The organism is Gordonia paraffinivorans NBRC 108238, assembly GCF_000344155.1.
GTDB classification, from domain to species: Bacteria; Actinomycetota; Actinomycetes; order Mycobacteriales; family Mycobacteriaceae; genus Gordonia; species Gordonia paraffinivorans.
In genome coordinates this window covers 24,117-48,027 of the sequence record NZ_BAOQ01000022.1, presented here as the reverse complement: position 1 = coordinate 48,027, position 23,911 = coordinate 24,117, and the positions used below count along the sequence as shown (strand labels likewise).

Here is a 23,911-nt window from a genome sequence, read left to right as displayed (position 1 = left end):
CGGTGGGGGCGTCTTTCGTATGCGGGGCCATGGGGGTGGTGTCCGAAACCTCGGGGAGCTGCCCTCCCGGGGCCGAAGAGAGCCTCAGAGGACCTGCGCGGGCCGACAGACGACCAGCTTGCGATAGTCCACGCGTAATCGGGCCTCGGTGAGCGTCTGCTCGACCTCGCCGTCGTGCGACAGCGCGATCGGGCCGTCCACGCTCCGGAAGGCGAACTCGGGGACCTGCATCTCGTGATAGAGCCGCGAGCGCTGCAGCTGCCCGGCGGCCAGCGCGGCGAACAGCCGGACCGTCGACCGATTCCCGCCGGCTTCGAGGTAGCGGACGTCGAGTAGACCGTCGTCGAGTCGGAGACGCCGCGTCGGCACGAATCCGGTCGGCTGGTAGACCGAGTTCCCGAGAAGGAACAGCGAGACCTCGCTCACCCGCCCGTCCACCTCTATCCGGACGCTCGGGTCCTTTCGGAGCACGCGGAAGACCGCGGTGGCGGTCGCCAGGGGACGGCTGATCCGATGACGCAACCGTTCGCGGACCCGGACGAAGTGCGGGTGAGCGCCCGCGCCGGCCGTGTTGAGGATGAGTCGAGAATCGTTGAGCCACACGACGTCGACGCGTGAGCCCGAACCCGAGGCCACCGCCGCGACGGTGTCGGACACCGTCGCACATCCGATGTCGCGCGCGAAGTGGTTGAACGTGCCGGCGGGGAACACCGCGAGCGGAATCCCGGCGCCGATCGCCTCGGCCGCAGCGGAGGCCACGGTGCCGTCGCCGCCGGCGACCCCGAGCACCTCGGCCCTCGACGCCGCGTCGGCCATGACCGCGGGCACGTCGTCGGCGTCCCCGAGCTCGACGATCTCGGCGGCGGGGAGCGCCGCGCGGATCTCGGCCAGGACGCGGCGTCCCTCGCCGTCCGCGGACGCCGGATTCACCACGACGACGAGACCCCGTCCGTCCGGGCGCGCGCCGGTGTCGACGATCCACGGATCGGCAAGCGACAGCGAGGGTTCGGTGATGGGCGGGACGATCCGAGCGCCGATCGTGGCGATCGTGGCACCGATGCCCAGGCCGATGACGACGTCGCCTGGGTAGTGTGCGCCCGTCGCGATGCGGGACAGGCCGACGAGCCCCGCCAGAGCAGACAGGAGTAGCCCGGCGGGCGGGCTCTCGATGGCGACGCCGACCGCGAAAGCCGCTGCGCTGGCGGAGTGTCCGGACGGCAGGGAGTTGGACGTCGGTTGCCGGCGCCCTCGGCGGGGGAGCGGGATCAGCCCCGGAGAAGGCCGCGCACGGCGTCGGATCCGCTTGGCGCCCTGATTGGTCACCAGGCTCGTCACCGCCAGCGACGCCATCCCTCGAGCCGCACCGCGTTGCAGGGACGGTCGACCGGACATCGCGAGGCCGGCGGCGATCGCCATCCAGAGCTTCGAGTGATCGGCGGCCCGGGACAGCACCGGCATGGTCGTGTCGAGCAGCGGGCTGGGCGAGCGGGCGATGCTCTCGTAGATCTCGGCGTCGAGGGCACCGAGGCCCCTGACCATCTGGGAGAGCCCGCGTGCCGGGAGCCGAAACGACGCCGTGTTGCCTGGACCGCGCATGGCGTCCACGGTGCCACAAACGGACGAGGGCGGCGGGCAGACGGTGGGGTAGGGGAGGGGGTGCTCCTCACCGCTGACAACGAACGGGACAGAAAAGAGAACGGGCCGCCGGCACCAGAGGTGCGCGACGGCCCGTTCTCGTGGGTCTCGCTGTCAGTCGAGCGGGTTGCCACCCTTCGCCTGCAGCTCGCGGAGCGCCTTCCGCTCTTCGGCCTCGAGCTCGTGCTCGAATTCGACGTTACGGATCTGTTCGTCCGCAGGGTCGGCGACCATGAGCGAACCCGTGCCCGGGGCGCCGGCGGAGCCGAGCTTGTTCATGCGCTTCGGCAGGGCAGCACCCTCGTAGGGGAGCGGGATCGGGTGTCCGTGGTCGTCGACCGGGCCGAGCGGCTGGTGGACCTCGATGTAGGCACCCTGCGGCAGGCGCTTGATGATGCCGGTCTCGATGCCGTGGGCCAGGACCTCGCGGTCGCTGCGCTGGAGTGCGATCGCCCAGCGGTAGGCGATGAAGTACACCAGCGGCGGCAGCACGATCAGGCCGATGCGGCCGATCCACGTGGTCGCGTTCAGCGAGATGTCGAACTTCAGCGCGATGACGTCGTTCATACAGCTCAGCGTGAGCAGGATGTAGAACGCGAAGGCCATCGCGCCGATCGCCGTACGGACCGGGGTGTCACGCGGACGCTGCAGCAGGTTGTGGTGAGCGTCGTCGCCGGTCAGCTTCTTCTCGATCCACGGGTAGGCGAACATCAGGACGAACATGATCGTGATGATCAGGACGACCCAGTTCGACATCGGGACCGTGTAGTTGCCCAGGTAGAGCTCCCACGCCGGGAACATACGGATCAGACCGTCGGTCCACATCATGTAGATGTCGGGCTGCGAACCCGCCGAGACCTGTGCCGGGTTGTACGGGCCGATGTTCCAGACCGGGTTGATCTGGAAGACGCCGGCCATGATGGCGAGCACACCGGTGACGAACGCGAACATCGCGCCGCCCTTGGCCGCGAAGACCGGCATGATCCGAACGCCGACGACGTTCTTCTCGGTGCGGCCGGGGCCGGGGAACTGGGTGTGCTTCTGGTACCAGACCAGCGCCAGGTGGGCGCCGATCAGGGCCAGGATGATGCCCGGGAACAGCAGGATGTGCAGGACGTACAGGCGCGGGATGATGATGTCGCCGGGGAAGTCGCCGCCGAACAGCGCCCAGTGGATCCAGGTACCGACGACCGGGATGCCGAGGACGATGCCGGACATCGCGGCGCGGACGCCGGTACCCGACAGCAGGTCGTCGGGGAGCGAGTACCCGAAGAAGCCCTCGAACATCGCCAGGATCAGCAGCAGGCAGCCGATGATCCAGTTCGCCTCACGCGGGCGGCGGAACGCACCGGTGAAGAAGATGCGCGCCATGTGGATGATGATCGACGCCGCGAACAGCAGGGCCGCCCAGTGGTGGATCTGGCGGACGAACAGACCGCCGCGCACCTCGAAGGACAGGTCCAGCGTGGTCTCGTAGGCGCGGGTCATCATGACGCCGTTGAGCGGCTGGTAGGCGCCGTCGTAGACCACATGGGTCATCGACGGGTCGAAAAACAGGGTGAGGTAGACACCCGAGATCAGCAGGATGATGAAGCTGTAGAGCGCGACCTCACCGAGCATGAACGACCAGTGGGTGGGGAACACCTTGTTGATCTGGCGTCGCATGCCCGCGGCGAGGTGATACCGCGAGTCAACTTCCTCGGCCTGTGTGCCGAGACGGTCGGCGATGGTCATGACTTACGCTCCCAGAATGCCGGTCCGACGGGCTCGATGAAGTCGCCTGCAGCAACGAGGTAGCCCTCGTTGTTCACCGTGATCGGCAGCTGTGCCAGGGCGCGGGCGGCGGGGCCGAAGATCGGCTTGCCGTACTCGATCGCACTGAACTGCGACTGGTGGCAGGGACACAGGATGATGTTGGTCCGCTGTTCGTACAGCGAGGCCGGGCACCCGAGGTGGCTGCAGACCTTCGTGTAGGCGAAGTAGTCGCCGTAGTTGAAGCTCTCCTGGCCCTTGCGCTTGACGGCGCGGGCCGCATCCTCCGGGCGGAGGCGGATGAGCATGACGGGGTTGCGGACCTCGTGCAGACTCTCCATCAGCTTGTGGCGGGAGTGCTCGGTCTCTCCGAAGCCGTCCGAGCGACGCCACGGGAAGACGGTCTCCATGCCGCCGGCGTCGAGGTCCTCCGGGCGGACCAAGGCGACCTGGTACGGGTTGCCGGTGTCACGACGCAGGTAGACGGTCTCGTTCGGGTCTTCCGGCGAGTTGTAGATCGGCGACCAGCCGGAGTGCCACAGCGGGGCGTCGCCGCGCTTGGCCCACGGGTTCTTGATGAAGCCGCCGATGCCGGCGATGAGGCCGGTGAGGGCGAGAGCGCCCAGACCGAAGCCGGCGGTGCCGAGGAGCATCTTGCGACGGCCGAGGGTCGAGGTGGTCCCCGTGTCCTGCAGCAGCGCGACGATGGTCTTCTTGTCGACCTCGGCCGAGCCGCCGTCGTGGCGGTCCTGCACCGAGATCTCGGCGGGGATCAGCTTCTTGGTGATCAGGATCAGCGCGATGCCGATCGAGAGCACCGAGAGACCGAAGGTCACGCCCAGAAGGGGAGTGTTGACCGTGTACCACCAGTAGTCCGGGTCGTCCGGAAGGGCGAATTCCCAGTGGTTGAAGAGGAAGATGCCCAGGCACGCGAGAGCCGAGACGCCGGCGAGGGCGAACCAGAAGGCGATCTGGCGCTCGGCGCGCTTCTCTGCCTTGGTTCCCTCGACGGGGTACCGCTTGGCCCGGTGAATGATCTCGACACCGTCGAGATTGGTACCGAGCTTGACGAGCTCCTCGGTGCTCATCTGCTCCAGCTCGTCCCTCGACGGGACGTCCTTGCCACTGCCGCTCATGCTCGAGATCCAATCCACATGGCGCCTGCGACGATGGCGACGACGCCGACGAACCACATCACCATGCCCTCGCTGACGGGACCGAAGCCACCGAGGCCGAAACCGCCGCTGGGGTTTGCCTCGGTCACGTACTTGACGTAGGCGATGATGTCTTTCTTCTCATCCGGATTGAGCTGACGGTTCGAGAACTTCGGCATGTTCTGCGGACCGGTCAGCATCGCGGTGTAGATCTGCGCCTCGTCGACGCCGTCGAGGTTCGGTGCGAACTTGCCCGACGACAGGGCGCCGCCACGACCGGTGAAGTTGTGGCAGGACGCGCAGTTGAGGCGGAACAGCTCACTACCGCGGGCGATGCTGTCGCCACGCAGCGAACCCTCGGCGATCTCACCGTTGGCGTCACGCGGGGCACGGGGGCCACCGCCCTCGGCCTGGATGAAGGCGCCGAGCTGGTCGATCTGCTCGGTGGTGAACTTGGCGGGCTTGCGCTGCGCCTGTGCCTCACCACGGGCGGCCGGCATACGGCCGGTCGAGACCTGGAAGTACACGGCTGCGTCGCCGACGCCGAGCAGGGCGGGACCACGATCGGGCACACCCTGGAGGTTCGCGCCGTGGCAGGTGATGCACGAGGTCTCGTAGAGCTTGCGACCATCGTCGATCATGGCGGCGTTGCTCTCGTCGGCCACCGCGACCTGGGGGTCGGGGGTCAGAACCGAGGCGAGCACGCCGGCCATGACCAGACCGGCCAGGAGCAAGATGGTGCCGCTTGCACGTCGACGGAGCTTGCGTCGGGCCTTGGCGCGGCGGGCGTCGGTGCCGCTATCCGACGGTCGCGGTGGAGATGAACTCATCTGTGACTCTCTACTAAGCGGGACGGACTGATTCTTCTAGAGCTGGTTGCGCTGTGCGTTCGACAGGCGAGGTGCGCTCTGCTGCGGGCGTGGCCGCGAGGTGCGCGGGGTTGCCGGCGTCATCGGATGAAGTAGATCGTGACGAACAGTCCGATCCAGACGATGTCGACGAAGTGCCAGTAGTAGGAGACAACGATTGCGGCGGTTGCCTGCGCCGGGGTGAACTTCGAGAGCTTGGTGCGGATGAGCAGGTAGATGAATGCCACGAGACCGCCGATGACGTGCAGGCCGTGGAAGCCGGTCGCCATGTAGAAGACGGAACCGTACGCGCTCGAGCTGAGGGTCGTGCCCTCGTGCACCAGGGCGAAGTACTCGAAGATCTGGCCACCCACGAAGAAGGCACCCATCACGAACGTGATGATGTACCAGCGTCGGAGGCCGAAGACGTCACCCCTCTCGGCGGCGAACACGCCCATCTGGCAGGTGACCGACGACAGGATCAGGACCGTCGTCACCGGGATGGCGAGGGCCAGATTCAAGTGCGTCGGGGGCATCGGCCAGCCGACTGCGGAGTTGGCCCGGGCGACGAAGTACATCGCGAAGAGGCCAGCGAAGAACATGAGCTCACTGGACAGCCACACGATCGTGCCGACGCTGACCATGTTGGGACGGTTCAGCGAATGGACGCGCGAGGTGATGGCTGTTCCTGAGGTACCTACGGCGCTTGTCACAAGTGAAGTATGACGGTTCGTAGTAAGCGGTGACCACCCGGGTCGGAAATTGGGGGCTTATTTCTCTCTCCCCGCAGGTCGGGGGCCTGTCGGATGGGTTCCCGGCGTGTCTCGACGGCCGGTTCGCGGGCTCGGGGCCGGTGGCTACCGTGGGGGTCATGTCGAGTTCGGATGTCTCCGGTCCACGGGATCTCAACGGGCGGGTGGTCCGTCAGGGGCGCCTGGCCCGCCTGACGGCGAGGTTACGGGGCGGTTCGTCGTCGAAGCCGCTGGAACTGGCGGACGAGGTGGTCGTCGTCGCCGAATCCGACGACGACGCGGTCGCCAGTTCCACCGCGCTCGAGGGGTCGGACTGGCGGGCCGACGACGAGGTGATCCTCCGGCACGACCTCGAGCTGCCCTCGAACCGGGTGCAGGAGGCCGCGGAACTGGCGTCGCTCGACGGCTACGTGCGGATCCACGACGACAGGTGGGGGCCGCTGCCGGACGCGGCTGTCGCCGGACACGAGATGCTCGTGCTGGCGCGGGTGCAGACGCTCGACGCCCTGCATCTGTCCCAGGAGCGCTCCCGGATGGCCAGCCTCGGGTCCCGCCACGGCGGCATCGCGCGGCGGTGGGCCGTCCTTCAGCGTCCCGCGGGCTGATCGGGCATTAGGCTCAATGCCTGTGAACACCGCACAGCCCGCCTTCACCTGGCCGCAGATCCTCGGCAAGATCACCGACCGCATCGACCTGACCGCCGAGGAGGCGGGCTGGGCGATGAACGAGATCATGACCGACAGCGCGACCGGCGCCCAGATCGCCGCATTCGGCGTCGGGGTCAAGATGAAGGGCGCCGCGCCGACCGAGCTGGTGGGCCTCGCGCAGACGATGCTGGAACATGCGACGCTGGTCGACGTGTCGCGGCCCGCCGTGGACGTGGTCGGGACCGGCGGCGACCGTTCCCACACGGTCAACATCTCGACGATGACCTCGATCGTCATCGCCGCCGCCGGCATCCCGGTGGTCAAGCACGGCAATCGCGCCGCGTCGTCGAAGAGCGGCGGGGCCGACGTCCTCGAGGCGCTCGGCGTGGACATCTCGCTGCCGGCGCAGGGCGTGGCGCGCTGTGTCGAGGAACTCGGCATCGGATTCTGCTTCGCCCCGGTCTTCCATCCGGCGTTCCGGTTCACCGGCCCGCCGCGCAAGGAGATCGGCATCCCGACCGTGTTCAACGTGCTCGGCCCGCTGACCAACCCGGCGCGCCCGCGCAGCGGCCTGATCGGGTGCGCCTTCACCGACCTCGCGCCGGTGCTGGCCCAGGCCTTCGCCGACCGCGGCAACACGGCCCTGATCGTCCGGGGCGACGACGGCCTCGACGAGCTGACCACGACGTCGACCTCGACGGTGTGGCAGGTCGTCGGCGGTGAGGTCAACCAGCTGACCGTCGACCCGGCCGATCTCGGTATCGCACGCGTCGAACTGTCGGCCCTGCAGGGCGGCGACGCGGCCGCGAACGCCGTGATCGCGCGTGAATTGTTCGCCGGCACAACCGGTCCCGTGCGTGATGCGGTGCTGCTCAACGCGGCCGGCGCGATCGTCGCCTTCGAACAGACGGCTCCGATGACCTCGGCGGAGCTGGCCGCCGCGCTCGACGCGGCCCGCGGCCGCGCCGCCGAGGCCGTCGACTCCGGGGCGGCGGCGGAACTGCTCGACCGCTGGTCGATGCTGTCGACGCGCATTGCCGCGGAGCTGCGCGACTGACCGACCACGCAGACGCGCGCCTGATCGCCGCGTAGGCGACGGGATCAGGCGTTGCGCCGGCGAGAACTGTTGTGCGAGATCAGTTCTCGCCGATGGAGAAGCCGCCCTCGACGTCCGAGCTGGAGTAGCTGCGGAACGCGATGTGGGTGGCGCTCTTCACCACGCCCGGGAGCCGGTTGATCTTGCCGGTCACGACCGTGGCGATCTGCTCGTGATCGCGGACCCGGACCTTCGCGATGAGGTCGACGTCGCCCGCGCACGAGTACACCTCTTCGACGCCCGGGATGTCGGCGACGGCCTGCGCGGTCTCCGGGATCTGATGGATGTCGGCCTGGATGAGGACGATGGCAGTGATCATGGCGCAAGCCTAGTGGCCGGCCGCGCGCCGCTCGGGGAGTGCGGCGCGGTCCGTGGCGTCCGGTGCGGGGCCGAGCGCGCCTCGCGGGCCGCCTGCGACCACGTGCGGCGGCGCTCGGCGCATCCGGCGGGCAACGCGATCGGGTCCGTGGAGGACACGATGCGCGCCCCCGGCTCGGTGATCCAGCGATAGATCAGGGCCACCTCCTCGGCCGGCGCGCCCCGTAGCGGCCCCGGGGCCGGGATGACCGTCTCCGCCGACGCGACGAGGGCGTCGACGACCGGCATGGGGGACACCCCGCGCCGCGCCCGCCCGGCGGCCGCAAGGCGTCCGTGGCGGACCACGGCGAAGTGCCAGCCGCGCTCGTCGTCGGGGCGGGCGACGACGATCTCGGCGACCGCGCAGAGAGCGGCCAGACGCTGGCACCGGGCGAGGGCGTCGATCGTCAGGGCGAGCCGATCGCGGAGCCGGGCGGCGGTCTCGAACATCTGGGCCTCGGCGAGGTCGGTCAGTCTCTCGGTGAGGCGGTCGAGCAGATCGTCGGCCTCGCCGCGCATCAGCCGCCGTGCGGCGGTGACGCGGGGCAGGTAGTCGAGAACGGTCTGCGGCCGCGCGGCGGCCGCATGACAGCCGCCGGGGCGCCGGACGCCGTCCTCGGTGGAGCACCAGTGGTGGCTCGACGCACCGAGGCGTGTGGTGCACGTTCGCAGTCCGGCGGCCGCGGCGATCACGTCGGCCACGGTCGCGGCGTCGTTGCGGTTGGCGATCGGGCCGATGGACTCGTCGGTGGGGGTGCGCCCGACCTTCAGGCGCGGGAAGCGCTCCTCGGTCAGGGTGACCCACCAGCCCTTGTGGGGCTGCGTCGACCTCCGGTTGTAGGCCGGGGCGTGCGCGGCGAGGAGCCGCAGCTCGCGCACGGCGGCCTCGAGCGCGTGGGAGCACTCGACGACGTCCACGCGCCTGGCCAGCAGGACCATCTCCGCGATGCGGCGCCGCGGATCGCTGCCGTTGAAATAGGAGAGGACGCGACGACGCAGGTCCACCGCGGTGCCGACATAGAGGACCTCGTCGGCGGGGCCGCGGAAGAGATAGACGCCCGGTCGCGAGGGCACGTGGTCGGCGAGATGCCGCTTGGCGCGGAGTCGGGGGTCGGTGCGGGGGAGATAGGAGGTGAGGTCCCCGACCGTCGAGATGCCCTGGTTGCCGACGCGCTCGAGGAGCTTGTGGAAGACCTCTACGGTGGCGCGGGCGTCGTCGAGCGCCCGGTGGGTGGGGCGGACCGAGACCCGGAACAACTCGGCGAGGTGGCCGAGCCTCACCGTGGGCGCCTCGTCGCGCGAGAGGATGCGCCGCGCCATCGTCACCGTGCACAGGCTGAGGTTGAACGGCCAGTCCAGGTGCAGGCGGAGCGCGTTCTGACGCAGGAATCCCATGTCGAAGCGTGCGTTGTGGGCGACGAGGATCGCGCCGCGGGCGAATTCGAGGAAGGCCGGCAGCACCGACTCGATGCGCGGCGCGTCGGTGACCATCGCGGTAGTGATGCCGGTGAGGGTGACGATCTGCGGCGGGATGGGGCGCCCCGGGTCGACGAGAGTGGCGAACTCGCCGATGACCTCTCCGCCGCGGATCTTGACCGCGCCGATCTCGGTGATCCGGTCGTTGGCCGGGTCGGAGCCGGTGGTCTCGAGGTCGACGACGACGAGTGTGGTGTCGAACAGGGCGCGGTCGCTGAACTCGCCGGCGGATGCGTCGGGACCGGCGGCCCCGTCGGCAGCCTCCAGATCGGCGAAGGTGAGTTGCCCGGACGGGGATGCTTCTCCTCCTGTACGCGTCACGCGGCGAACACTAGTTCGACCCACCGACAGGCTGGGGTCCCAGTTCGGTGTTACGCGTGTGACTGGTGAGTCGAACACTGTGCGAATGGTTTTGTCGGTGGCGGGTCCTAGTCTCCTCGGCGAGGTGAGAGCACGCCGTGTCGTCTGCGGCGAACGCCGCCGCCGACCCGCCCGAGACGGGCCCGGATGGGCCCGGACGGCCAGATGAGATGGAGATCACACGATGCATGTCGACTGCGCCACCTGCCCGGCCCGTCCCGTCGCCTGTGACGGATGCATGATGACGGTCCTGTTCGGCCCTCCGAGCTGGGACGATGTCCCGGTGCGAGGTGGAGCTACGGTAACGGCTGCACCCCTCGACGACGATGCCGAGCTGGACCTCGCGATCGGCGTCTTCGAGAATGCTGCATTGATCACACCTGCCGCTGCACGATCTGCAAGAGGGGCCAAAGTCCCACGTCAGAGGGCTTTCCGGGTCATCTCTTCGGCGGATTTGCGGGCAGGCTGAAAACACGGCGTCCCGCGCCCGTCGGTCGCCTAGTGGACAGGGCGCCCACGATTTCGTAACCTTTCCGAGACCTTTGCGGAGCGTCCCGCTTCAACAGAAGTGGTCCGCACAAGTCGCCGCCTAATCGCCCTCGCGGGCGAACCGGGGAACCACTTACTTCGGGGCAGGGTGGTCAGCGTTTGCCCACAGGCATGACCTGCTGACACCAGTTCCGAATCGGGGTGAATCGCGTCGACGCGTATGCGTGTCCTCTCGGGGACACGCCTGTGCCGAAAACGCGTAGGGCCACTCTTCCGGCCCGAACCCGACAGCTAACTCGGTCGGCGGTCGAGGGAGAATTTGAAGGAGAACTCGCTTCGTGGCCAAACATCGTTTGGAAACCCCCAATCGCGGGAGCAAGGCCGCCAAGAAGGCGGTGATCGCCGGATCGATCACGCTCGGTTCGCTCGCCGCCGCCGGCGCCGGACCCGCTCTCGCCGCACCGGTGCACACCCCGCTCGGCACCTTCGAGATGCCGGCCCTGCCCGGTGACGAGAAGGCCCCGAAGGCCAAGCCGGTTGCCAAGGCGCCTGCGGCCACGGTCGAGATCCCGAACCTCGGGCAGTTCACCATCCCGGGCGTCGACCAGAACCAGATCCCGCAGCAGTTCCGTCCCAACGGTGGCGGAATCAAGAACTTCGGCCGGCCGCAGCTGAGCGTCGGCGAGAAGGCCGTCAAGGCCGCCGAGAGCAAGATCGGCTCCCCGTACTCCTACGGCGCGGCCGGCCCGAACGCCTTCGACTGCTCGGGCCTCGTCTACTGGTCCTACAAGCAGGCCGGCAAGACCATCCCGCGCGACAGCTACGGTCAGCTCGGCGGCGGTCGTCCGGTCTCCCTCGCCGAGGCCAAGCCCGGCGACGTGATGATCTTCAACGGTGGCGGCCACGCCGGCATCTACGTCGGCAACGGCATGTTCGTGCACTCCTCCACCTACGGCGTCCCGGTCAAGCGCGACGCAGTCAAGGAGTGGCAGCTCACGGGCATCCGCCGCTACTGACATCAACTGAACAACGAGCACGGACTGGGCGGATCGCGAGCTGGTGGCGGTCCGCCCGATCCGGTCCTCGGGGCCGAAACGACGCCGGAGGGGTTCGGGGGAGAACCATGATGGTGGTCCTGGGGAAACGAGCGGTAGAGGAGTGAGAAGGATCGTGCATTCCGGGGAGGGGCGAGTGAGCGCATCACGTCCACGCACACGATCGGGTCCGCTGACGCTCGTCGCATGCCTGTTGGCGGCCCTCGTCGCCGTCATCCCGCTCGTCGCCGGTGGTACCGGCCGCGTCGCCGCGGCGCCCGGACAGTCGTCGGATCAGCTGCTCGAGCGCTACAAGAAGCTCGGCGACGAGGCCGAGAAGACCACCGAGGCGATGCACAACGCCAAGATCGAGTACGACAAGCAGCGCGACATCGTCGCCACGGCCAAGAAGGCCGCGGCCGACGCGCAGGCGAAACTCGATCACAGCCGTGCGCAGCTGAAGGATCGTCAGGACCGCGTCGACGCCATCGTGCGTGCCAGCTACCAGGGTGCGCGGGTGAGCGGACTCTATGCCGTGATGGTCAGTGACTCCCCGCAGGCCCTCCTCGACCAGATGTCGGGCCTGGACATGATCGCCCGCCAGGCCTCGGCCGACCTCACCGCGGTCAAGAAGATGCGCGCGCAGACCGAGTCCGCCAAGAAGGACGCCGAGGCGAAGGCCCTCACGGCCTCTGAGGCCGTCTCCCGCGCCGAGCGTGTGCGTGGGGAGTTGCAGGCCAAGCAGGCCGATCTGCAGATGCAGGCCATCAAGATCCGGGCCATGTACCAGGCGATGACCGGCAAGCAGCTCGCTGCGCTCCGCGGTCAGAGCTTCGACTTCGACCCGCGACTGGTCCCCAAGGGCACGGCCCCGGCGCTCATCGCGGTCAACGCCGCCCTGACGCGTCTCGGCGACCCCTACGTGTGGGGCGCCACCGGTCCGCATGCGTTCGACTGTTCGGGTCTGATGGTCTGGGCCTACAAGCAGGCCGGCAAGACGATCCCGCGGTCGAGCCAGGCCCAGATGGCCGGCGGGACCCCGGTGTCGCGCGAGGACATGAAGCCCGGCGATCTGGTCATCTACTACCCGGACGCCCACCACGTCGGCATGTACATCGGCGAGGGCTACGTCATCCACGCCTCGACCTTCGGCGTACCGGTCAAGATCGAGCCGGTCGACGAGGCCGGCCCGTTCAACTCCGCCCGACGGTTCTAGAATCCTCTGGTGCTCTCACCCCGTGGGCGGTCGGGCCCGATGCTCGCGCCCCCGGTCCTGCTGCTGACCGGAGTTCTCGTCGTCACCGGTGCGCTCGCCGGATGCTCCGACGCCACGGATTCCGGTTCGGCGGCCTCGTCCTCGGCGGTCGCGTCGTCGACGACGACCGCGAACATCTACGAGCAGCAGCGCGCCGAGGGCGTGACGCGCCTGCTCGACGCGCTCACCGAGTCGATCACCTCCGGTGACGAGCGCGAGGTCGGCCGGCTCCTCGACGCCGCGGCCACGACGGACTTCCGCGACCGGTTCGAGACCGCGGCCGCCAACCTCCGCGCCAGCGGTCCCTCGTCGGGCGGGGGAGCAGGCGCGGCGGACTCCGGCCCGCTGCGGTTCGCCCGATTCCGGTATCAACTGGCTCCCACCGAGGAGGCCGAGACGCTGGTTCCCGCGGCGATCCAGGATCGACTCGTCGCCGCCGGCAGCTCGGATGCCTGGGTCGCCCCGGTGGAGCTGCGATACGCGCTGGGAGGGCAACGGGCCCCGGGTGTCGACGAGCCCGAGGTGGTCGTGGCGACCCAGTTCGTGGTGGCACGCTACGGCGACGAGTGGAAGCTCGTGGGCGACTCCGCACTCCTGGACGCCGATCCCACTCCGGTCCAGTTGTGGGAGCTGCCCGGACTCGCCGCCTCCGACGCGCCCACCGCGGGAGGAACGTCGGTGATCGCCTCGTATCCCGAGACCTCGACGACGGTTCGGTCGCTGCGCCGCCAGCTACCCGGGGCCGTCGACGCGGTCACCGCGTTCTGGGGCCCGGACTGGCAACGACGCGCCGTCCTGGTCACCACCGCCGAGGCGGGGCAGTTCGAGGCCCTCGTGGCCCGGTCCCGAGGCGTGACCGGAACCGCCGCGGCGGCAACGATATTCAGCCGGGTCGACTTCCCGCAGCGAATCGCGACCGGCCAGCGGGTCGTCTTCACGCCGGCTGCCAACGACCTTGCCGAGCCGACGCTCGCGGTCGTGCTGCGCCATGAACTCACCCATGTCGCGGCACGGACGCAGACGGCGTTCGACGCGCCCCTGTGGATCACCGAGGGCGTCGCCGAGTACGTGGGGCGCAAGGGCACCTATCGTCGTCTCGCCGACGCCGCTCCCGACCTCGCGGCGGCGGTGCGTGCCGGTGCGACACCGGACGGGCTCCCCGACGACGCGATGTTCGCGACGAACGGGCCGTCCTCACAGATCGCCTATCAGAGCGCGTGGTCGGTGGCGGCATATGTCGCCGACCGCTACGGCGAGGCCCGGCTGAAGAAGCTCTATCTGGGCGTCGCGGAGAGCGCACAGCCCGAGCGCCGGGATGCCGCGATCCGCTCGGCCCTGGGCGTCGATCGCACGCAGCTCGTCGCCGACTGGCGTCGCTGGCTCGACGGGCAGGTCGGATGATGCCCCGAACACTGTTGATCACCAACGACTTCCCGCCGCGCCCCGGCGGAATCCAGTCGTATCTGGAGAATCTGGTCGACCTGCTGCCGCCGGAGGACGTCGTCGTCTACGCGCCGCGCTGGCGGGGTCGCTCGCACGTCGAGTACGACGCCCGGGCGCCCTACACGGTGTACCGGCATCCCACGACCCTGATGCTGCCCACGCCGTTCGTCGCCCGCCGGGCGGCGCAGATCATCCGGGACGAGGAGATCTCGACGGTCTGGTTCGGGGCGGCGGCACCGCTGGCGGTGTTGGCGCCGCTGATGCGGCGCGCCGGCGCACAGCGCGTCCTGGCGAGCACCCACGGGCACGAGGTGGGATGGTCGATGCTGCCGGGCGCCCGTCAGGTGCTCCGGTTCATCGGCCGCCACACCGACGTGATCACCTTCGTCAGCAAGTACACGCGCGGGCGGTTCGCATCGGCGTTCGGCGCCGACGCGTCGCTCGAGTACCTGCCGCCAGGGGTCGACGTCGACCGCTTCCGGCCCGATCCGATAGTCCGGCAGGAGTTCCGAGACCGTCTCGGGCTGGGGGAGCGGCCGACGATCCTGTGCCTGTCACGCCTCGTGCCGCGCAAGGGACAGGACGTCCTCATCCGCGCGCTGCCGATGATCCGCCGCACGATGCCGGACGCGGTGCTCGTCGTCGTCGGCGGCGGCCCGTACGCGGAGAAGCTGCACGCGATCGCCGCGGAGACCGGGGTGACCGATCACGTGATCTTCACCGGATCGGTGCCCTCAGAGGAACTCCCGGCGTATCACACCATCGCCGACGTCTTCGTGATGCCGTCGCGCACCCGCGGCGGCGGGCTGGACGTCGAGGGACTCGGGATCGTCTACCTGGAGGCCTCGGCGACCGGGGTGCCGGTGGTCGCGGGGCTCTCGGGCGGCGCGCCGGAGACGGTGATCGAGGGCGTCACCGGGACCACGGTCGACGGCCGGGACGTGGACGCGGTCGCCCTGGCCGTGCTGTCGATCCTCGGTGACCGGGGTGCGGCGGCCGAGATGGGCGCCGCGGGACGACGTTTCGTCGTCGAGAACTGGCAGTGGAGCCAAATGGCGGCCCGGTTGCGGCAGCTGCTCTAGGCCCTCGCCCGTCAGCCGTCCGCCGCAGACCGGGCGGCTCATCACGTCACTTGGAGTAGATCGCCTCGATGTCGCCGTGGCGCTTCTCGACGACCACGTTGCGCTTGACCTTGAGCGTAGGGGTCATCTCGCCGCTCTCTTCGGTGAAGTCCGACGGCAGGATGCGGAACTTCTTGATCGCCTCGGCCGCCGAGACGGTCTTGTTGGCCTCGTCGACGGCGTGCTGGACAGCGGCGACGAGGTCCCCGTCGGAGATGAGATCGGCGACGGAGGCGGCGGCGGGCTTGCCGTGGCGCTCCTTCCACGCCGGGAAGGCCTCCGGGTCGATCGTGATGAGCGCGGCCACGAACGGCTTGGCGTCGCCGACGACCATGGCCTGCGAGACCAGCGGGTGTGCGCGGATGACGTCCTCGAGACCGGCGGGCGAGACGTTCTTGCCGCCCGCGGTCACGATGAGTTCCTTCTTGCGGCCGGTGATTGAGATGAAGCCCTCGGAGTCGACGGTGCCGAGGTCGCCGGTGTGGAACCAGCCGTCGACGATCGCAGAGGCCGTGGCCTCCGGGTTCTGCCAGTACTCCTGGAACACCACGGGTCCGCGCAGCAGCAGCTCGCCGTCTTCGCCGACGCGGACCGAGTTGCCCGACAACGGCTTTCCGACGGTGCCGATCTTCCACGCGGACGGGGTGTTGACGCTGAACGCGGCGGTGGTCTCGGTCAGGCCGTAGCCCTCGAAGACCGGGATGCCCACACCGGAGAAGAAGTGGCCGAGGCGAGCGCCGAGCGGGCCGCCGCCGGAGATCGCCATGCCGCACTCACCGCCGAGGGCGGCGCGCAGCTTCTTGTAGACGAGTGCGTCGAACACGGCGTGCCGGAGCTTGAGAACCAGTCCGATGCTGCCCTTCTCGCGGGCCTCGGAGTAGGCGACGGCGGTCTCGGCCGCGGCGTCGAAGATCTTGCCCTTGACCGGGCTCTCGTCGTAGGCCTTCTGCTGGGCCGAGTTGTACACCTTCTCGAACACGCGCGGCACCGAGAGGATGAGCGAGGGCTTGAAGACCGCGAACTCGTCGACGAGGGTCTTGATGTCGCTGGTGTGGCCGACCTCGGCGCCGGCCTCGATGGCGACCAGGGTGATGGCGCGGGCGAGGACGTGGGCCAGCGGCAGGAACATCAGCAGACGCTTGTGATCGCGCCGGCGGAGCTCGTCGAGGAGGTCGCCGGCGAGGACCGCCTTCATCTCGGCGAGCATGTTCGAGTGGGTGAGGATGCAGCCCTTGGGGCGTCCCGTGGTGCCCGAGGTGTAGATGAGCGTGGCGGGAGTGCTCGAGCGCAGGGTCGCGCGCCGCTCGGTGACCTCGGCGTCGGCGATGTCGGCTCCGGCCGCGGTGAGCTCTTCGATCGCGCCCGGACCGCCGTCGGTGCGGTCGATCTGGAAGACCTTGACCGGCTGGGTGAGGGAGTCGATCGACTCGAAGGCGGCGCGATGGGCGTTGTCCTCGAGGACGATCGCGACGGCTCCGGAATCGCGCATGATCCATTCGATCTGGCTGGCCGAGGACGAGTCGTAGATCGGCACGGTGATGGCGCCCGCCGACCAGATGGCGAAATCGACCAGGTTCCACTCGAGGCGGGTGCGCGACAGCAGCGCGACGCGGTCACCGGGCTGGACACCGGAGGCGATCAGGCCCTTGGCGATGGCGGTGATGCGGGCGGCGGCATCGGCGGCGGTGATCGGCGCCCAGTCGTTGCCCTGCTTGTGCCGGAACACGATGTGCTGGGGCGTCCGCTGCGCCAGCCCGAAGATGATGTTCGTGCAGTTCTCGTCGTCGGCGATCGAGAACTTCGCCGGCACGCTGTACTCGCTCATCGTGGTTACCCTCCAGTAGATGCCAATGAGGCGATGGTATCCCTGCAACCGAACGCTGTTGTCGGGGCCACCGACTTCGGGTGCACTACCCTGCGCCGTCGGGAGTATGTGAAGCTAGTGGGCGTGACGAGCATCCAGGTGGCCGACGAGGTCTTCGTCGCCGCGGCACCGGCCCTGAGCACTGCCGTGATCGGCAATCCTGCCAACTGGCGTCGGTGGTGGCCCGACCTGCGACTGACGGTGACCGAAGACCGTGGGGAGCAAGGGGTCCGGTGGCGCGTCGACGGGCCGGTGGCCGGAACGATGGAGATCTGGAACGAGGCCGTCCTCGACGGTTTCGTACTCCACTATTTCCTGCACGGTGAGCCGACGGGACCGTTGCCGGGCGAGCGCGGAGACGACCCGCAGGCCCGTTTCGAGGCGCTGGCCGAGGAGAACAAGCGCCGGCGCGTCGCGGGCAAGGACATGTCGTTCGAGGTGAAACGACGCCTCGAGGAGGGCCGCCACGTCGGCGGGCCCGCCATCCCGGCACCGGCGGAGGTCGGGTGATGGCCGACCACACCGAACGCGACATCGTCATCGGGGCCGACGCCGCCGACATCATGGCCGTGATCGCCGATTTCGAGCACTACCCGGAGTGGGTGACCGCGGCGCGCGAGGTGCAGGTGCTGCGCACCGACGACGCGGGTCGCGCGCTCGAGGTCCGGTTCGAGCTCGACGCCGGCGTGCTGCAGGACACCTATGTGCTTGCCTACGAGTGGGATCCGGACGGCACCTCGGTCTCGTGGCGACTCGTCTCCAGCGACCTGCAGAAGGACCAGCGGGGCCGCTACATCCTCACCCAGCAGGTCCCGGGATCGACGAAGGTCACCTATCAGCTCATGGTCGACCTCCAGGTCCCGATCATCGGTCAGCTGAAACGCCGTGCGGAGAAGGCGATCACCGACGCCGCGCTGCACGACCTGAAGAAGAGGGTCGAAGGCTGATCGATCTCACACCCATCGATGTGGTGCTCGGTCCCGGAGGCTCCGGCGTCTCCGCTGTCGCCGCTGCGGCGGCGTCCCAGCGACCGGGCGCCTCACGGGATTCTCGTCGCGTCGTCAGCCGGCCGGAGCAGCACACGCTCCTCGTCACCGTCGACCGGTGGTCGCCGGTGTGCGAGTGGGCGCGGGTCTACCGCCGGCCGGGTGAGCCGCTGGCGGTGTCCAAGTACCTGCACCTGCTGACGCTGGACCGCCTCGACCTCGTCGAAAAGACCTGGTCGGCATTCGTCGACGTCCTCGAGCACACGGCCGGACGCAGCAAGCACGTCCTGCCCGGGGTGTCGACGCTGGCGGGCATCGACGCCGCCGAGCTGACCTCCCTGCCCGGGATCGACGACTTCCTGCTGCTGCGCCGGATCCGCGACGAGGCGACGAGCGGCCGGTGGCACCGCATCGTCGTCGACGCCTCCGGCTGCGGCGACGTGTTGCAGTTCCTGCGGGGCGGGTCGGTGCTGGGTCAGGCGCTCAACCGGTTCTGGCCCCGGCACCGCCGCCTGGCGGCCGCAGCCGAGCGGCCGGTCATGGCGCAGCTGACCGCGGCCGTCGACGCCCTCGACCGCGACTGCGCCGACGTCGCCGAACTGTTCACCGATCCGCATGCGGTCGCGATGCATCTGGTCCTCGGCGCCGAGGACCGGTCCCGCCGGCTGGCCGAGCACTATCTCGCGGGCGCCGACGTCATGGGACTCCCGCTCGCGTCGATACTCGTCAACCGCGGGGTGGGGGCCGAGGACGCCGACGGCGTCGTCGCGCACGTCGGGTCGCTGCTCGGCGCCGGCGACGCGCAGGTGCGGGTCGGTACGGTCGAGCGGTCCGCCGAGGCGATCGACCGCATGGCGCGCGTGCGCAAGCTCGGGGTCCGGCTACCCGGGCCGCACGGCGTTCCGCGGGGCTCCGCCGCCTCGAGGGTCGACGTGCTCGGCGGCGAGGGGGCCCGGCCGGGCACGCCGGCATACCGGTTGTCCTGGCCCCAGCGGCTGCCCGACCCGGACTCGCTGGCGCTGGGCCGCAGCGGTGACGACCTGCTGGTGACGGTGTCGGGGTTCCGGCACCCGGTGCGGCTGCCGTCGGTGCTGCGGCGCTGCACGGTGACCGACGCGGCCTGGGAGCAGGGCCGGTTGTCGGTGGGCTTCGTGCCCGATCCCGCGGTGTGGCCCCAACGGCAGCCGTAGGGGGCGATCATCCGGCACCGCCGGTGGCCGTGGGGGCGGTGGCCTCCGGTACGTTCGAAGACCGCGCGAAGAGTACCCGCGCGGTACGGTGCCTGGGACGCCAGTGCAAGCGGAGGGGAGAGACGCGAATGGCCACGGACGACGGGACGTCATCCGGCGGCGGAGCCGGTCGCGACGAGAACGGTGGACACGCCGACCCGGTCCGGGACCTGCTGCTCGGACTGGCCAACCAGATCGACGCGCTGGCCGCTCTCTTCGCCGGTGGGGGCCATCACGGTGCCGCGTCCGACGACGGCACGGCCGCCGGCTCGCCGCTCGCGGGTTATGCCGCCGCCTTCTCCGCCGACGGTCCGGTCGGGCACGCCCTGGCCGGTGCGTCCGGGGAGATCACCTCGCTGCTCACCGAGATCGGCGACCTGATCTCGCGTCTGCTGGCGGCGGTCATCGCGGTGCTGGAGGCGATCGCGGAGGCCTTGCGTTCCTCGCCGGCCACGACGACGCCGCCGCGGCACTACGAGCCGATCGCGGTGCGCGTCTCCGCGCCCGGGGCGCGGCCGGGCGGGAGCGATGCGCGCGGACAGACGACGAGTACCGGACCCGACCAGGAGCAGTGATGGGTGAGCTGACGATCGGCATCGACATCGGCGGCACGAGCGTGCGCGCCTCGGTGGTCGACGACCGCGGGACGATGCTCGACACGCTGCGCGCGCAGACCCCGTCGACGGTGGAGGCGCTCGAGCACTGCCTGGACCGGCTCGTCGGCGAGCTGGTCTCGCGCTGGGACGCCAAGGCGGTCGGCCTCGCCATCGCGGGGTTCCTGACCACCGACCGCAGCATCGTGCGATTCGCCCCGCACCTGCCGTGGCGTGAGGCCCCCGTCGCCGAGGACATGACGCGTCGCCTGGGCATCCCGGTCTACGCCGAGCACGACGCCAACGCCGCCGCGGTCGCGGAGGTGCGTTACGGCGCTGCGGCGCGCGGACACAACACCGTGGTCCTCGCGATCGGCACCGGTATCGGCGCGGGCCTGGTCATCGACGGCGAGATCTACCGCGGAAGTTTCGGCGTCGCACCGGAACTCGGGCACCTGACGATCGTCCCCGACGGTCGCGCCTGCGCGTGCGGCAAGCGCGGGTGCTGGGAACGGTATTGCAGCGGTACGGCTTTGGTCGACACCGTGGTGGAGCTGCTGGCCGACGGCGACTGGGGGCGCAGCCAGCTGGCCGCCGACGTCGCCGCCGATCCCGGTTCTCTCACCGGCCGGCGGGTGGCCGGTGCCGCGGCCGACGGCGACGCCGTGGCGCTCGCGGCCTTCGGGAGATTCGCGACCTCGCTCGGTCAGGGTCTGGCGATGATCGCCGACATCTTCGACCCCGACCTGATCGTGCTCGCCGGAGGGGTGGGCGCCGCGTCGGGCCTGTTCCTCGACGAGGCGCGGGAGCACTACGCCCGGCAGGTCACCGGCGCCGGCCACCGGCAGCTCGCCCGCATCCGCGGCACGCAGCTCGGGGAGACCGCCGGCGTGGTCGGGGCGGCAGAGGTTGCGCGCCAAGCATTTCGGGCCGCGCAGAACGAAAACGCGGAGCAAGCCGGAGGCAGTCGGGTCGCCCGCGGCTAGAAACCGGATCCCCTGCGCGGGGCCCGACGCGGGTATGGTTCTGATGTCGGGGCCACGCGTGCGGCGGTGGCCCCTTCGGATGGGTCCGCGGTCGGCGATGACGGCGGGAAAGTGCGCGGCGAGGAGAGTCTCATGTGGTACTGGGCGTTCAAGTACATCTTCCTGGGGCCGTTCCTCCGGTTGCTGGGACGCCCGACGATCGAGGGCCAGGAGAACATCCCCGCCGACGGCCCGGCGATCCTGGCGAGCAATCACCTGGCGGTGATGGACAGCTTCTTCCTGCCGCTGATGGTCAACCGTCGCATCTACTTCCTCGCCAAGAGCGAGTACTTCACCGGCACCGGCCTCAAGGGCGCCTTCCAGCGCTGGTTCTTCACCGCCGTCGGCCAGATCCCCATCGACCGGTCCGGCGCAGCGGCCGCCGAGGGCGCGTTCATCGCCGCCCGGCGTCAGCTGCGCAAGGGCAAGCTGATGGGCATGTACCCGGAGGGCACCCGCTCGCCCGACGGTCGTCTCTACAAGGGCAAGACCGGCCTCGCACGCCTCGCCATGGACACCGGCGTCCCGGTCATCCCGGTCGCGATGGTCGGCACCGACAAGTTCAACCCGCCCGGCACCATCCTGCCGCGGCCGTGCAAGGTGACCGTGCGGATCGGCAAGCCCCTCGACTTCTCGCGCTACGAGGGCATGCAGGGCAACCGCTACATCGAGCGCGCCGTCACCGACGAGATCATGTACGAGCTGATGCAGCTGTCGGGCCAGCAGTACGTCGACGTCTACGCGGCGACGCTGAAAAACGCCAAGCCCGAGGTCACCCCGCCGGCGGCCGACGCCGCCTGAGCATCACGCCCTGCCGGGGTGAGACCCGGCCCGGGCGCCCGCACCGGGCTGAGCGTCGCACCGGGCTGAGCGTCGAATCGGGCTGAGCACCGCACCCGGCTGAGCGTCGCACCGGGCTGGGCACGGCACCCGGCTGAGCGTCGAATCGGGCTGCGTCGTTCCCGTCGAGGACCGGACCCGGCCGGCACCTGCCCGGCCGGCACGGACCCGGCCGGCACCTGATCAACCGGCGTCGCGGACCCGCGTCTCCTCGAGTGCGCGGCACAGATCCGGAATCCAGCCGCGGTCGGCCGGCACGACGTCCTCGGCGTCGAGCGCACGCAGTTCCGCGGCGGTGAACCAGCGCATCTCGAGGTGTTCCAGCGCGGCCGGGGTCCCCGACCGCAGCCGGGCCCGGTAGGCGTGCAGCGTCAGGCCGTTCGGCAGGGCCACCGGCGTCCCGATCCCGTCGCCGGCCTCGACCTCGGCGCCGAGCTCCTCGCGGATCTCCCGGACCAGCGCCTGCGCGTGGGTCTCGCCCGCCTCGACCCGGCCGCCGGGCAACTCCCATTTGCCCGCGAGAGCGGCCGGATGGGCGCGCTGTGCCAGCAGCACGCGATCACGGTCGATGACGGCCGCGGCGACCACGTCCCTCGGCCGGCCGTCGGACTCCGGGTTGGCGGCGGCCTCGGGGTTGGCGGCGGACTCCGGGTTGGCAGCGGCCTCGGGGTCGTCGGCGGGGCCGGCGTCGCGGTGCGCACGGGTGGCGATGAGCCAGCCCATCGTGACGAAGGTGGCGATCGGCCAGGCCGCGCCGAAGACCGCCACGACCGCGTCGGCGGGCTGCGGTCCGTACTCGTCGAGCACGCGCAGCACCCACGGGACGCCGAGTCCGGCGATCACCACCCACATCGCGAACACGGCCCGGGCACCCGGGCGGCGGGCGCCGGCGCCGTGCACCAGCCAGATGCCGAGCGGGACGACCCACACCCAGTGGTGCGCCCAGGAGATGGGGGAGACGAGCAGCCCGAGGAACTGGACCACGAGCAGGATGCCGAGCAGGTCGGACACCGCACGCCAGGCGAAGAACGCGACGACCGCCGCGACGAGGACCCCGACGAACCAGATCCACCCGTTGCCGACGTCGAAACCGACGAGGCGCGACAGCGTCCCGCGCAGGCTCTGGTTCATCACCTCCTCGACGGGTCCGATCCGGTCCGCGTCGCCCAGCAGGGTCCCGTAGTAGGTGCGTGTCACCTCGGGGAACAGCAGCAGGCAGCCGAGGACGGTGCCGACGAAGGAGACGGCCGCCCACAGCGCGCCCCAGGGGCGACGGGCGGCGAGGTACCAGAGGCCGGAGACCGCCGGGGTCAGCTTGATCCCGGCCATCAAACCGATGAGCACGCCTCCGGCGATGATCCCGCGATCGCCCGGCGAGCCGTTGGTGCGGCGGGCCCAGTAGATGGCCAGCAGGGTGCCGAGCATCAGGAAGATGTTGATCTGCCCGTAGTCGAGCGTCACCCGGACCGGCTCGCACCAGATCGCCGGCGCGGTCCACAGCGCGGCCAGGTAGTGGACGCCGGTGCTCCTGCCGGTCAGGCGCAGGGCCAGCACCACACACGCGTACAGGGAGGCGAAGGTCGCCAGCTGCCAGCCGACCGCCACGATGTCCCAGGGGATGAGCGAGAGGGGATAGAGGACCACCGCCGCGAACGGCGGGTAGGTGAAGGGGAGCGCGAAGTCGGTCTCGCCGGCGTAGGTGAACAAATAGAGCGACCCGTCGGCGAGGCCCGCCGAGCCATCGCGGTAAACATGCAGGTCGACGAAGTTCCTGCCGTTGACGGTCAGCGTGTCCCACACGAGCCGCGCGATGATCGACGCCGCCAGGAAAGCGGTCGCCAGCACAGACCTGGAGCGCACGGATTACCAGGGTAGCCAGCATGAGGTGCGGATGCCCAAATGTGCGTCGGACCCGCGCGGCGCCCGCCCGCGGATGCGGCCTCGCGGGCCGACGC

At 69.9% G+C, this 23,911-nt stretch carries 21 protein-coding genes and 1 riboswitch; of the genes, 12 read left to right on the top strand and 9 right to left on the bottom strand.

The annotated features are described in order from the left end of the window. Nucleotides 1–84 precede the first annotated feature (84 nt). From GP2_RS11380 to ctaE, 5 genes are all read right to left on the bottom strand, one after another. A complete protein-coding gene (locus tag GP2_RS11380) occupies nucleotides 85–1,596 on the bottom strand; it encodes a bifunctional phosphatase PAP2/diacylglycerol kinase family protein (protein WP_083900234.1) in 1,512 nt (503 codons plus the stop codon). A gap of 153 nt (nucleotides 1,597–1,749) precedes the next feature. Next, nucleotides 1,750–3,369, bottom strand: coding sequence for a cytochrome bc1 complex cytochrome b subunit (gene qcrB / locus GP2_RS11375; RefSeq protein WP_006900659.1), 1,620 nt, complete (start codon nucleotides 3,367–3,369; stop codon nucleotides 1,750–1,752). Further along, on the bottom strand, nucleotides 3,366–4,523 hold the full coding sequence (gene qcrA / locus GP2_RS11370) for a cytochrome bc1 complex Rieske iron-sulfur subunit (RefSeq protein ID WP_006900658.1): 1,158 nt from the start codon (nucleotides 4,521–4,523) through the stop codon (nucleotides 3,366–3,368). The genes qcrB and qcrA overlap by 4 nt, the downstream gene beginning before the upstream one ends. Continuing rightward, on the bottom strand, nucleotides 4,520–5,371 hold the full coding sequence (gene qcrC / locus GP2_RS11365; protein WP_006900657.1) for a cytochrome bc1 complex diheme cytochrome c subunit: 852 nt from the start codon (nucleotides 5,369–5,371) through the stop codon (nucleotides 4,520–4,522). Before qcrC ends, qcrA begins: the two co-directional genes overlap by 4 nt. A gap of 119 nt (nucleotides 5,372–5,490) precedes the next feature. Next, on the bottom strand, nucleotides 5,491–6,102 hold the full coding sequence (gene ctaE, locus GP2_RS11360) for an aa3-type cytochrome oxidase subunit III (protein WP_174320720.1): 612 nt from the start codon (nucleotides 6,100–6,102) through the stop codon (nucleotides 5,491–5,493). A gap of 158 nt (nucleotides 6,103–6,260) precedes the next feature. On the opposite strand from ctaE, the gene GP2_RS11355 reads away from it, so the two are divergent. After that, nucleotides 6,261–6,746 carry a hypothetical protein gene (locus GP2_RS11355; RefSeq protein WP_040526847.1) on the top strand — a complete coding sequence of 162 codons (486 nt, stop codon included), beginning with the start codon at nucleotides 6,261–6,263 and terminating at the stop codon, nucleotides 6,744–6,746. 22 nt (nucleotides 6,747–6,768) lie between these two features. Further along, nucleotides 6,769–7,845 carry an anthranilate phosphoribosyltransferase gene (gene trpD, locus GP2_RS11350; RefSeq protein ID WP_006900654.1) on the top strand — a complete coding sequence of 359 codons (1,077 nt, stop codon included), beginning with the start codon at nucleotides 6,769–6,771 and terminating at the stop codon, nucleotides 7,843–7,845. Nucleotides 7,846–7,924: 79 nt separating this feature from the next. Here trpD and GP2_RS11345 read toward each other — a convergent pair whose 3' ends face one another. Together GP2_RS11345 and GP2_RS11340 are read right to left on the bottom strand one after the other, a co-directional pair. Continuing rightward, nucleotides 7,925–8,203, bottom strand: a complete 279-nt coding sequence (locus GP2_RS11345; RefSeq protein ID WP_006900653.1) for an Lrp/AsnC family transcriptional regulator — start codon at nucleotides 8,201–8,203, stop codon at nucleotides 7,925–7,927. Next, nucleotides 8,200–10,038: a DEDD exonuclease domain-containing protein gene (locus GP2_RS11340; RefSeq protein WP_006900652.1), complete on the bottom strand. Its 1,839-nt coding sequence runs from the start codon at nucleotides 10,036–10,038 to the stop codon at nucleotides 8,200–8,202. The genes GP2_RS11345 and GP2_RS11340 overlap by 4 nt, the downstream gene beginning before the upstream one ends. 615 nt (nucleotides 10,039–10,653) lie before the next feature. Continuing rightward, nucleotides 10,654–10,887: riboswitch (cyclic di-AMP (ydaO/yuaA leader) on the top strand. Between the two features lie 17 nt (nucleotides 10,888–10,904). Between GP2_RS11340 and GP2_RS11335 the strand changes: the two genes are divergently transcribed. The 4 genes from GP2_RS11335 (at nucleotide 10,905) to GP2_RS11320 (ending at nucleotide 15,380) form a co-directional block, all read left to right on the top strand. Beyond that, the gene (locus GP2_RS11335; protein ID WP_006900651.1) at nucleotides 10,905–11,582 is read left to right on the top strand and encodes a C40 family peptidase; all 678 of its coding nucleotides are present in this window, start codon (nucleotides 10,905–10,907) and stop codon (nucleotides 11,580–11,582) included. 154 nt (nucleotides 11,583–11,736) lie between these two features. After that, nucleotides 11,737–12,816, top strand: a complete 1,080-nt coding sequence (locus GP2_RS11330; protein WP_006900650.1) for a C40 family peptidase — start codon at nucleotides 11,737–11,739, stop codon at nucleotides 12,814–12,816. Between the two features lie 9 nt (nucleotides 12,817–12,825). Then, nucleotides 12,826–14,256, top strand: a complete 1,431-nt coding sequence (locus GP2_RS11325; RefSeq protein ID WP_006900649.1) for a gluzincin family metallopeptidase — start codon at nucleotides 12,826–12,828, stop codon at nucleotides 14,254–14,256. After that, a complete protein-coding gene (locus GP2_RS11320) occupies nucleotides 14,256–15,380 on the top strand; it encodes a glycosyltransferase family 4 protein (protein ID WP_083900233.1) in 1,125 nt (374 codons plus the stop codon). Before GP2_RS11325 ends, GP2_RS11320 begins: the two co-directional genes overlap by 1 nt. 46 nt (nucleotides 15,381–15,426) lie before the next feature. Here the strand turns inward: GP2_RS11320 and GP2_RS11315 are convergent, their stop codons facing one another. Beyond that, the gene (locus GP2_RS11315) at nucleotides 15,427–17,244 is read right to left on the bottom strand and encodes an AMP-dependent synthetase/ligase (protein WP_006900647.1); all 1,818 of its coding nucleotides are present in this window, start codon (nucleotides 17,242–17,244) and stop codon (nucleotides 15,427–15,429) included. Between the two features lie 108 nt (nucleotides 17,245–17,352). On the opposite strand from GP2_RS11315, the gene GP2_RS11310 reads away from it, so the two are divergent. From GP2_RS11310 to GP2_RS11285, 6 genes are all read left to right on the top strand, one after another. Further along, the gene (locus tag GP2_RS11310) at nucleotides 17,353–17,793 is read left to right on the top strand and encodes a hypothetical protein (protein WP_006900646.1); all 441 of its coding nucleotides are present in this window, start codon (nucleotides 17,353–17,355) and stop codon (nucleotides 17,791–17,793) included. Beyond that, on the top strand, nucleotides 17,793–18,230 hold the full coding sequence (locus GP2_RS11305) for an SRPBCC family protein (RefSeq protein WP_006900645.1): 438 nt from the start codon (nucleotides 17,793–17,795) through the stop codon (nucleotides 18,228–18,230). The genes GP2_RS11310 and GP2_RS11305 overlap by 1 nt, the downstream gene beginning before the upstream one ends. Before the next feature lie 20 nt (nucleotides 18,231–18,250). Beyond that, nucleotides 18,251–19,459, top strand: a complete 1,209-nt coding sequence (locus tag GP2_RS11300; RefSeq protein WP_040526825.1) for an ArsA family ATPase — start codon at nucleotides 18,251–18,253, stop codon at nucleotides 19,457–19,459. A gap of 128 nt (nucleotides 19,460–19,587) precedes the next feature. After that, nucleotides 19,588–20,073 carry a hypothetical protein gene (locus GP2_RS11295; protein ID WP_006900643.1) on the top strand — a complete coding sequence of 162 codons (486 nt, stop codon included), beginning with the start codon at nucleotides 19,588–19,590 and terminating at the stop codon, nucleotides 20,071–20,073. Further along, nucleotides 20,073–21,077, top strand: a complete 1,005-nt coding sequence (locus GP2_RS11290) for an ROK family protein (RefSeq protein ID WP_006900642.1) — start codon at nucleotides 20,073–20,075, stop codon at nucleotides 21,075–21,077. The genes GP2_RS11295 and GP2_RS11290 overlap by 1 nt, the downstream gene beginning before the upstream one ends. Nucleotides 21,078–21,209: 132 nt before the next feature. After that, on the top strand, nucleotides 21,210–21,917 hold the full coding sequence (locus GP2_RS11285; protein WP_006900641.1) for a lysophospholipid acyltransferase family protein: 708 nt from the start codon (nucleotides 21,210–21,212) through the stop codon (nucleotides 21,915–21,917). A 222-nt stretch (nucleotides 21,918–22,139) separates the two neighbouring features. Here GP2_RS11285 and GP2_RS11280 read toward each other — a convergent pair whose 3' ends face one another. Further along, a complete protein-coding gene (locus GP2_RS11280) occupies nucleotides 22,140–23,801 on the bottom strand; it encodes a mannosyltransferase (RefSeq protein WP_040526823.1) in 1,662 nt (553 codons plus the stop codon). Nucleotides 23,802–23,911 lie beyond the last annotated feature (110 nt).

Excerpts from the sequence above, each read along its gene's own strand:
- GP2_RS11315 (WP_006900647.1), bottom strand. The coding sequence starts at position 17,244 with ATGAGCGAGTACAGCGTGCCGGCGAAGTTCTCGATCGCCGACGACGAG.
- GP2_RS11305 (WP_006900645.1), top strand. The coding sequence starts at position 17,793 with ATGGCCGACCACACCGAACGCGACATCGTCATCGGGGCCGACGCCGCC.
- qcrA (WP_006900658.1), bottom strand. The coding sequence starts at position 4,523 with ATGAGCGGCAGTGGCAAGGACGTCCCGTCGAGGGACGAGCTGGAGCAG.
- GP2_RS11355 (WP_040526847.1), top strand. The coding sequence starts at position 6,261 with ATGTCGAGTTCGGATGTCTCCGGTCCACGGGATCTCAACGGGCGGGTG.
- GP2_RS11380 (WP_083900234.1), bottom strand. The coding sequence starts at position 1,596 with ATGCGCGGTCCAGGCAACACGGCGTCGTTTCGGCTCCCGGCACGCGGG.
- GP2_RS11290 (WP_006900642.1), top strand. The coding sequence starts at position 20,073 with ATGGGTGAGCTGACGATCGGCATCGACATCGGCGGCACGAGCGTGCGC.
- qcrB (WP_006900659.1), bottom strand. The coding sequence starts at position 3,369 with ATGACCATCGCCGACCGTCTCGGCACACAGGCCGAGGAAGTTGACTCG.
- qcrC (WP_006900657.1), bottom strand. The coding sequence starts at position 5,371 with ATGAGTTCATCTCCACCGCGACCGTCGGATAGCGGCACCGACGCCCGC.
- GP2_RS11285 (WP_006900641.1), top strand. The coding sequence starts at position 21,210 with ATGTGGTACTGGGCGTTCAAGTACATCTTCCTGGGGCCGTTCCTCCGG.
- GP2_RS11345 (WP_006900653.1), bottom strand. The coding sequence starts at position 8,203 with ATGATCACTGCCATCGTCCTCATCCAGGCCGACATCCATCAGATCCCG.
- GP2_RS11320 (WP_083900233.1), top strand. The coding sequence starts at position 14,256 with ATGCCCCGAACACTGTTGATCACCAACGACTTCCCGCCGCGCCCCGGC.
- GP2_RS11295 (WP_006900643.1), top strand. The coding sequence starts at position 19,588 with ATGGCCACGGACGACGGGACGTCATCCGGCGGCGGAGCCGGTCGCGAC.